The organism is Cyanobacteriota bacterium, from assembly GCA_025054735.1.
Lineage (GTDB): Bacteria > Cyanobacteriota > Cyanobacteriia > SKYG9 > SKYG9 > SKYG9.
This window is the reverse complement of the sequence record JANWZG010000145.1, coordinates 1-8,903: the sequence shown is the minus strand read 5'-3', so window position 1 is coordinate 8,903 and position 8,903 is coordinate 1. Positions and strand designations below refer to the sequence as shown.

Sequence of the window (8,903 nt, the reverse complement as noted above, 5' to 3'; positions counted from 1 at the left end):
CGTTTGGAAGGGACATGCATCCTTAACAAGGACATATTCGTGCTGTAACTAGATACAACTTTTTTTGAGCCTGAGTGGTTACAATTAAGGTTAAACAATGTTTCTAGCAGTTTAAGATCATTCAATTTAATTAGTATCGTCTTTAATTAGTTTAATTAGTGTTGTCTAATGTCTCTGTCAGTAACGCTTACAGACCGCCAGCAGCATATTCTTTGGGCAACTGTGCGTCACTATATTACGACGGCAGAACCAGTTGGCTCCAAGGCTTTGGTTGAGGAGTATAACCTTAGTGTCAGCCCTGCTACGATTCGGAATGCCATGGGTGCGCTCGAGAAGATAGGGTTGCTTTACCAACCCCACACTTCAGCAGGTCGAATTCCCTCAGACTCAGGCTACCGGATTTATGTCGATCATCTGATTACGCCTTCTCAGCAACTATCACGACAAGCTGAGCAGGCGATCGGTTCGCAGTTAAGGGCAGAGCGTTGGAGCCTAGAGGTGCTACTGCGGCGATCGGCCCAGTTACTATCTACCCTGAGTGGCTATATTGCCCTTATTACCACCCCTCAAACTAGCTCGGCACGGCTTCACCACTTGCAGTTGCTGTTGTTGGACAGTAATCGACTGATGCTGGTGATAGTGACAGATACCTATGAGACGCGATCGGTACTCATGACGTTGCCGGAACTGTTAGAGTCAGAAGAGCAAGCTAGCAATCCAGAGTTGATTGAGCATGAGTTACAGGTGTTATCAAACTTCCTCAATAGTCGATTGCGCGGATGCTCATTAGCTGATTTGGCCACCCTAGACTGGCAGGCAATCGATCAGCAGTTCTCTCACTATGCTGACTTTTTACGGCAGCTTATGGCAGAGGTGTTGCAATCTTGCCAGCCCTCAGAATCCATACAAATCTTGGTCAGTGGTGTATCAGAAGTGTTGCGCCAGCCAGAATTTTCTGAATTGCATCAAGTGCAAGCTCTGTTACACTTGCTGGAAGAAGAGCAGGAACAGGTCGGGCAACTGATTTTTGACTGGCAACAGGCAATTGCGCCCAAGCAGCAGTCTTCCGATCGTCGGGTCACCATCCGCATTGGGGCAGAAAATCCCCTAGAACCAATGCGCACCTGTGCTCTGGTGTCTACTACCTATCAGCGGGGTAACTTGCCCGTAGGCAGTGTGGGGCTGTTGGGGCCGACTCGGATGATGTACGAGAATGCGATCGCCTTCGTAGAAGCTACAGCAGATTTCCTCTCAGATGCCTTAAGCGGATAAGCAGCCCATGACTAGTGAACCGCCATCAGTATTTTGGCAAGGCATTGATGAGTTTAACCGAGGGGACTATTACGCCTGCCACGACACCCTAGAGGCACTGTGGATGGAGGCAGCGGAGCCTGAACGCACCTTTTACCAAGGTATTTTGCAGATTGCAGTGGCATTGTATCATCTGCATAACCAAAACCAGCGAGGAGCCATGATATTGCTAGGTGAGGGTAATAACCGACTGCAACGCTACTGTCCTGATTACAGTGGCATTGATGTCAATAACCTGCTTGACCAATCAGTACTCTTTCTAAGGGTATTGCAGCAAGGAAAGCCCTACGATCAGATCAGTCCTATCCACATCAGCCGCCTGTAAATTGACGGGATATGGGACTAACTCATAGCCAGAACTGGAGCCAATAAGCTGCTATGTTCAGCAGGCGATCGCCCGTAGTTGCTGCTGGGATGGCCCGAAATCCCTATGCTTGCCATACATTTACCCGTCGCTTGCCTAGGGGTGTCAGACGAAAACTATCAGTCAGTCCTTGCCTATCGACTTCACGACGCAAGATACCTATCTGGATGAGCCATAGCCAGTGGTTCTTAGCCACTAGTTCTGGTAATACCCGTCAGTAAGCCTTTAGCTCCTCTAGCCGCGCCTGTAATCTCTTGCAGAGCAACGGCAGTATGGCAGAGCTGAATGAACAGCGGCATTTGGAAGGGAGCACAGCAAATAGAGCGCTCAGCCCGATCGATAATAGCTTGGGGATACTGAACAGTAGTGAGGCACGTAGATGATGACTAAGTGCCTGTCATACAAATCCATGTAACGTTGTAGGCGATCGTAACGTAATCTTTCTCCCCTAGGTGGAGGATAGCACTGGTTGCCTGACAAAACGCTTGAAACTCCTATTTTCTAACAAGCAAGGAAGCATCGAAGGAAGTAAAATCGCTAAATCCCTCTCCCAAGCAGGAAGAGGGACTTTGATTCACTCCCCTTCTCCCAGCTTGGGAGAAGGGGCTGGGGGATGAGGGCGTATTGGCGATGACCCTCACCCTTGAATGAGGTGAATGAGGAATGAATGAGGTGAATGAGGAACCATCGGTTACACCTGATCTTTTGACACAGCAGCGTTTGAATATGCCCGACTTGCCCTACCATGTGGGGTGATAGATAGACAAGTGACGCATTTTTTAGTGCACCTTTACCCTGGAAATATGGTAAGAGCAGTTCTATGAGCCAGCCCGTTATTAACAATAGTATTCGCTGGACAACTTCAGACCTAGAGCTGTTGCCTGACAGCAGCAACCGCTATGAAATTATTGATGGAGTGTTATTGGTGACAGAGCACCGCATTGGGGACACCAAAAAGCAACTACCAATACCGCCTCAGAACTTAGAAATTGGTCGTTAATAACTGGCTTAGGTGAAACAGTGCAGACTCCTGGGATAGTTTTCAGCGAAGCTGATAACGTCATTCCTGATGTGGTGTGGATTAGCAAGGAGCGGTTGGCAACTGGCTTGGATGATTCAGGACATTTAACTGTTTCCCTAGAGTTAGTGGTAGAGGTGCTGTCACCTGGGGCAGACGATGAGCGTCGCGATCGGCAAGCCAAGTTGAAACTCTATGCAGAACGAGGAGTGCAGACATATTGGATCCTGGACTGGCGGCTAAAGCAGGTCGAGGTCTATCAGCGGCAAGGGGGCACCTTGAAGGTGACTATAACTCTGTTGGTTGGTGACGACCTGACCTCACCCCTATTGCCAGAGTTTGTGTGTCCAGTTGCTCGCCTGTTTGCCTAAGCTGGGGAACTTGGTTAGGGTCGTAGACGGCGATAGATGGTAGCAAGAGCTTGGCGATCGCCGACATTGCCAGGGAAGAGCACCACAGGCAGGTTCGGAAAGCGGGGATGATCAGGTGGTGTCATGACCACTGAACAACCAGCGAGAATTTGTCCTAGTAGACGAGCGGTGGGGAGTGCTAGCCCCTTACTGAGAACATCGTTAGAGGTAATGCCGCCTTTGCTAATCAGGAAGCCTATATCAGCCGGAAGTCCCCGGACAACATCCATCAGCAGGGCAGAAACTCGCTGACCAAATGCTAAGCGAGTGGAACTGTCAGGAAAGGTCAGCTCTTGACGACTTGTGTAAACTACTGGCGTGTTGCCCGCAGCATGGATAGTGTGGACATGTTGGAGAACATGGTTTAGCAGGGACGATCGCCCACCATCATCACCTGCCACCAATTGTGCCACCTCAACTTCCACCCCAACAATTCCCGGTTCTTCTAAGAGTACGGTTAGTTGCTCAGTTGTTTTCTGCACATGGGATCCCACAATCACAGCACCAGGTTTGCCCGATCGCACATATTGCGCCATGGCTTCAGCCGCTACTGGTTGTGGAGGCAAAGCTGCCAGAGCGGTCAACAAACTGGCAGCACTGCGGAACAAAAAGCGCTTACCTTGGCTAACAGCAGCTAGCACATCGGCAGCGAAGCGGTTCAAGTCTGCCTGGTGTTCAGCATCCACCACACAACAGCGATTACCCGTGAGGGCCAGCAGGCGATTGAACAATGGTGTGACGTGGGTAGTGTCCCCTCCAGCTCGGATATCCGCCAGCAAAAATCGCTCCACTTGGTCAGCGGGAATGCGGCCTTGGGTTTTCTCAGCTACGTAGTCAGGCAGGTAGCTGTGGTGATAGCCAAAAACAGAATCTTTTGCAAATTCAGTCTCGTGAACGGGTGTTGGCACGCCATTGACCACCAGATAGTGCACACTGTCACGGGTAAAGCGTCCACCCTCGAAGAAAGCAGGCACCATAAAGTGAGCATCAAAGCCTCCTAGTTCTTCAGCGATCGCATCCGTCTCCACAGGATAATGTCCCCGCAGGGTAGAGTCCGATCGACTAACCACTAAAAAATCTTGGATCCCTTCCGCAGCGAGAGCAGGCTTTAAATTCTGACAGACCTCACGGGTAATGCAGGCAGCATCATCAGGTGCCATGGCACGTGTATTGGTCAGCACAAAAAAGATCGGAGCATCATCTCGTAGTGCTAATCGCAGGGTGTCAACATCCCACTGGGTCAGCAGCAAACAGCTATGCACCGTCTGGGATCCTGTAGGGTCATCATCTAGAACAATAATTTTGGGTTTAGAGGTCATCGATATAGCTACATCCACTCTCGGCATTGTATCAACTTGGTGGTTCACCCTTAACCATCAGTCGCTAATGCTCTGATATTGATGCAGCCTATGCAAACATGCCCTCCCCAACCGAATCTACAGCTCTGACATAACTAACCAGCATTTGTACCAAATTGTGGTCGATCAGTTGACTGAACAGCCACTGGAATCGCTATACTGCGAGAGTAGCACTAATAATGTGCTGTTAATGTGCTGTGTTGAATTAATGCTGTCGATTTGAGCCAAAGCCATGTCATCGTTTGTAACCTCTGCTAAAGCCGAAATGGGAGAACTCCGTCGCCTGAAGTCCTTATTGCCCCCAGAGTTGCAAAGTTGGGTCATGGTGGAAACATCCACGGCTGTCAACCCGCCGCTAATTACCTCAGAGGAAATTGGCAAGGACGAAGTTGAAATCCAGATTGATATGGCTCGGTGGGAGCAATTAGCTACCGATCAGCGCAACCTGCTGTTTTGGCATGAGGTTGCCCGTGTGCAGAACGATACGATTCCTAGGGATGGTTGGGAAATGGCAGCGCTGGCCATCGGCCTTGGTGGTGCCGTAGGCGAACTATGGGTTCAGGATGGCTTGCTGTTATTGCTGGCATTGGGCCTGTCTGGTTTTGCGGGTTATCGCCTGTATGTCAAAAACAACGGGGCAAAGAGGCTGAAAGAGGCGATCGAGGCAGATGAAAAGGCGATCATCTTAGCAACGCGCTTTGGCTATACACTGCCTAATGCCTACAAGAGTTTGGGTAGTGCGCTGAAAACCCTGATTGAACAAACCCCCAAGAAACGGCAGCGGGCAAAGTATGAAGCTCGATTAGATGCTCTCCGCAAGAGTGCTGCCAAAGCCAAGGCTAAAGCTCAATCCGCAAGAGAGGAATACTAGACGGGCTAGATTGACATAAACTCGACGCTAGGGATGAGGGGGTCTAGCACTAGGCCAATGCCATGAAATCCCCATCGATGCACGATCGCTGCTACTTGGTTTCCAACCACCGATTCCACAGCAAAGTGGCTACGCATATCCGCACCGTGGGTATTTAGGTAGCTAAGCGCCTCATAGTCTGCACGGAACAAAAGCAGGTAGGACAATTCTGGACGATCGTCATCTGCTTGGGGACGAGCAACCAGATACTTGCCATCAGTTCGAGAACGAATCACGTGATAAACCTGCGACAACATAACCACCTTAACCTGTGCCGATGTGATAACCTCTATCACTCTACTACTTGGTCATCGGTTAAGGGTCATTGGTTATTAGCTATAGATCAGCGCTAATCATAGACGATGGGTTATGGACACTAGATTAGGTCAGTTCCCAAATAGGCTTCAATGACGGCGGGATCAGTTTTGACGGCTGCTGGTTCTCCGAGGGCGATGAGTTGTCCAAAATCTAAGACAGCAATGCGATCGCAAAGCCCCATCACCAGAGGGACATGGTGCTCAATCAAGACGATCGTCAAATTAAACTGGGCGCGAATTTGCAAAATAAACTCACTCAGTTGACGTTTCTCGGTCGGGTTCATGCCTGCTGCAGGCTCATCTAGCAGCAACAGTTGGGGTTTAAGCGCCAAAGCACGGGCAATTTCTAGTCGCCGTTGATCGCCATAGGGTAAGCTACTGGCCTGCACATAGGGATGGGATAGCCCCACCAGCGACAATAGAGCCATGGCTTGCTGGTGAACTTGGTGAGCTTCTCGGCGAGCAATTGGCAACCCTAGTAAGCTCTGAAGCAGGGTGCTGTGGGTATGGAGATGCTGAGCGATCGTCAAGTTTGCTAACACAGAGCAATTGCCAAACAGGCGAATGTTTTGAAACGTGCGAGCAATGCCTCGTTGAGCAATTTGATGTGGGCGCAACCCAGCGATCTCTAGTCCCCGATAACGAATACTGCCCTGTGTTGGCGATATCAACCCCGTAATCAAGTTGAACAGCGTAGTTTTGCCCGCACCGTTAGGGCCAATTAGCCCGAAAATCTCACCCCGTTGCACTGCGAAGCTAACCTGGTTCACTGCTGTCAGGCCACCAAACTGCTTAGTGACACCATCAACGCTAAGCACAGTTTCTAACTCTATTTCACCACTGATCGATGGGGGATGTGTCATCACGTTGATACCTAACCTGTTGCCCTAAGCTAGTGAAACGTCACAGCCTAATGTTGAGATCACATCTTGGTCTGGAATAGGCACTTCAGCCCTAAAGCACCAACTACAAACTCCGATATTTAACTGCGACAGTCTAGTTGTGACAATGCACTAGACTCTAGAATGCACAGAGATAATCATACCTGCTAACCGTGGGGCTGTAGAGCCTAAGGGGAGTTGTACCCCTGCAATGCTGTTTTCATCAACCTTCTTAACATCAACCCCATCAGCGAAAGCTAAAGTCGTAGTCAACATAGGCATCTTGGTGATAACGCACTATCAGCCACACGCTGAGATCAAACTCTAAGGGGTAGGCGTATCGTTCTAGAGTGAGGCCCTCTGCTGTAGTGACCGGTGACAGGCGACAATAGGGAGTTTGCAGTATCGCGGTCAAATGTTCTCGCCGTGTTTGCGGCGGCACAGCAAGTAACTGTGATAGTTGGGCACGGGAGACGGTCGCCTGCGATCGCAGAATATCTTGGCACTGTTCTAGAGCAGGTTGGTCAAGACGCAACAATGACCGTAGCCCATCTAGCACTGAGTTATCTACCATGAACACCAAACTCACCAAGGCAATGCCACCAATCACCCAATATAGGGGATGGGACTGATGGCTACCATGCTCTTGATTTGACCCAGGTTCCATAGCTAATCCACGGCGATCAGCGACGATCGTACCCACTGCACAACATCACAAAGGGCTAGTAGCCCACAAGACCAGCAGCCAGAGCCAATGACAATGCCAGGGAAAACCAATAACCCCATCATGTCGTTGTGACTTGAACTAGCACTAGGGTAGTCTTGCCTTGGGGACAAAACCAATCTTCATACTAATGCTTTAGTACTATTAATAGTAATACTTTAGTACTATAAAGATCAACCGATTTGCTAGCACCGAAACTGTTCGATCGCAGGTCGATAGTGAATTGGCAGCACCGCTTCCACATTTTCATGGGGACGTGGAATCACTGTGGAAGACAAAAATAACGTCTTCTCTTTGGGAAGGTGAGGCGCTACCTTCTTAGCAGCTTCCTCCCCAGCCGCCACAGCAATCTGGACTTCCGAAACGTCTCCACGGACAATAATTGTCAGCCGTGCCCCACTAACCAGTTCATAGCCAACTAAAGTGACTCGTGCTGCTTTCACCATAGTATCGGCAACCGCAAGAGCAGGTGGATGACCCAAAACTTCAACCATCCCAACAGCGACTGGCATTCTTCATTCCTCGATAGCGATATATCAACTCGATTGTACAGAGGTCTGTAGCAAATTCAGCAGCTACTCTAGATCTTGGCTAGCCCCCTTATGCATCGACTAGGGATCGACCACAGGTTGCTTGTGGAGGTATAGGCAACAGCGTTGACTCTGGGTAAGAGGGGTGGTGAACTGGTCAGGCGGAGCAAGGTAAGCGCCAAGCTCATGGGCTAGTGCTTGTAAAGCAGTGGTATCGCTAGGGTGCCATCGTCCCCGATAGAGCACTGCCATGCCACTCGGATGTAGCATGGGCAGGGCATAGTGGACGCAGCGATCGACCGTGGCAACTGCCCGGACTAGAGCTAGGTCATAGGTTGCCTGATACCGAGGTTGGGCTGCTAAGCGTTCTACTCGCTCAGCAATGGCATAGGCGTTGGTCAATCCTAGCTCAGCGATCGCCCGCTCCACGAAGGCAATTTTCTTGCGGGTTGAGTCCACCAAGGTTATGTGCCAGGTTGGGTACGCGATCGCGATCGGTAACCCCGGAAAGCCAGCCCCCGTACCAATATCAATGACCCTTGGGGATTTGGGATGTGAGGCACAGAGTGCAGCAGCCTTAGTGCTGACAACACCCCGGATTGAATCCCAGAGATGCTTTTCCCAAAAATCGTTAGGTTCGGTAATCCGAGTCAAATTCAGGTGTTGGTTAGCCGTGAGGATCAGCTCATAGAGGCGCTGAAACTGCTGAAGCTGAGTTACGGTGGGTTGCCAGCCAACAGTGTGTTGCCAGAGGTCAAGCCTATGGGGAAGTTGTGGCGTGTTCATGGCGTATCAGTCAACTGGCCTTGGTGCATGTACCAAACCCGATCGGCAATCTCCTTCAAGTCCGAGGCATCATGGGTCACTACCAGCAAGCTCCACTCCTGCTTTAGCCGTGCCAACAGGTTCACAATTTGTCGTCGCATCGACCAATCTAGTCCTGCTGTTGGTTCATCCAGTAGCAGCAGATAGGGTTGACGAATGAGCTGTACAGCTAACGCTAAGCGGCGTTGTTGTCCACCACTGAGAGCATAGGGCGACGTTTGAAAAGAAACATGCTCTAACCCTACTTCCTGAAGT

11 protein-coding genes and 1 pseudogene are annotated in these 8,903 nt (G+C 50.2%); 4 read left to right on the top strand and 8 right to left on the bottom strand.

Features of this window, described 5'->3' with window-relative positions:
- Positions 1-168 precede the first annotated feature (168 nt).
- Both hrcA and NZ772_08710 read left to right on the top strand, forming a co-directional pair.
- Complete coding sequence (gene hrcA / locus NZ772_08715) at positions 169-1,272, top strand: heat-inducible transcriptional repressor HrcA (GenBank protein MCS6813635.1); 1,104 nt, start codon at positions 169-171, stop codon at positions 1,270-1,272.
- A gap of 7 nt (positions 1,273-1,279) precedes the next feature.
- On the top strand, positions 1,280-1,636 hold the full coding sequence (locus NZ772_08710) for a DUF309 domain-containing protein (GenBank protein MCS6813634.1): 357 nt from the start codon (positions 1,280-1,282) through the stop codon (positions 1,634-1,636).
- A gap of 103 nt (positions 1,637-1,739) precedes the next feature.
- On the opposite strand, the gene NZ772_08705 is transcribed toward NZ772_08710, so the two are convergent.
- Positions 1,740-1,871 carry a hypothetical protein gene (locus tag NZ772_08705; GenBank protein ID MCS6813633.1) on the bottom strand — a complete coding sequence of 44 codons (132 nt, stop codon included), beginning with the start codon at positions 1,869-1,871 and terminating at the stop codon, positions 1,740-1,742.
- A gap of 624 nt (positions 1,872-2,495) precedes the next feature.
- Here NZ772_08705 and NZ772_08700 point away from each other — a divergent pair.
- Positions 2,496-3,064: pseudogene (locus NZ772_08700) on the top strand (Uma2 family endonuclease).
- Between the two features lie 14 nt (positions 3,065-3,078).
- On the opposite strand, the gene NZ772_08695 reads toward NZ772_08700, so the two are convergent.
- Positions 3,079-4,422: a four-carbon acid sugar kinase family protein gene (locus tag NZ772_08695; GenBank protein MCS6813632.1), complete on the bottom strand. Its 1,344-nt coding sequence runs from the start codon at positions 4,420-4,422 to the stop codon at positions 3,079-3,081.
- A gap of 271 nt (positions 4,423-4,693) precedes the next feature.
- Here NZ772_08695 and NZ772_08690 point away from each other — a divergent pair, with 271 nt between their 5' ends.
- Positions 4,694-5,332, top strand: a complete 639-nt coding sequence (locus NZ772_08690) for a DUF3318 domain-containing protein (protein ID MCS6813631.1) — start codon at positions 4,694-4,696, stop codon at positions 5,330-5,332.
- A 5-nt stretch (positions 5,333-5,337) separates the two neighbouring features.
- Here the strand turns inward: NZ772_08690 and NZ772_08685 are convergent, their stop codons facing one another.
- The 6 genes from NZ772_08685 to NZ772_08660 all read right to left on the bottom strand — a co-directional run.
- Entirely contained in the window at positions 5,338-5,628 is a 291-nt protein-coding gene (locus NZ772_08685) for a hypothetical protein (GenBank protein MCS6813630.1), read from the bottom strand.
- Between the two features lie 119 nt (positions 5,629-5,747).
- Positions 5,748-6,551, bottom strand: coding sequence for an ABC transporter ATP-binding protein (locus tag NZ772_08680; GenBank protein MCS6813629.1), 804 nt, complete (start codon positions 6,549-6,551; stop codon positions 5,748-5,750).
- Between the two features lie 265 nt (positions 6,552-6,816).
- Positions 6,817-7,236 carry a hypothetical protein gene (locus tag NZ772_08675; protein MCS6813628.1) on the bottom strand — a complete coding sequence of 140 codons (420 nt, stop codon included), beginning with the start codon at positions 7,234-7,236 and terminating at the stop codon, positions 6,817-6,819.
- Positions 7,237-7,478: 242 nt separating this feature from the next.
- Positions 7,479-7,805, bottom strand: a complete 327-nt coding sequence (locus NZ772_08670) for a carbon dioxide-concentrating mechanism protein CcmK (GenBank protein MCS6813627.1) — start codon at positions 7,803-7,805, stop codon at positions 7,479-7,481.
- 99 nt (positions 7,806-7,904) lie between these two features.
- Positions 7,905-8,609 carry a 16S rRNA (guanine(527)-N(7))-methyltransferase RsmG gene (gene rsmG / locus NZ772_08665; GenBank protein ID MCS6813626.1) on the bottom strand — a complete coding sequence of 235 codons (705 nt, stop codon included), beginning with the start codon at positions 8,607-8,609 and terminating at the stop codon, positions 7,905-7,907.
- On the bottom strand, positions 8,606-8,903 hold a 298-nt coding region (locus NZ772_08660; GenBank protein MCS6813625.1), incomplete at its 5' end, for an ATP-binding cassette domain-containing protein. The genes rsmG and NZ772_08660, both read right to left, overlap by 4 nt.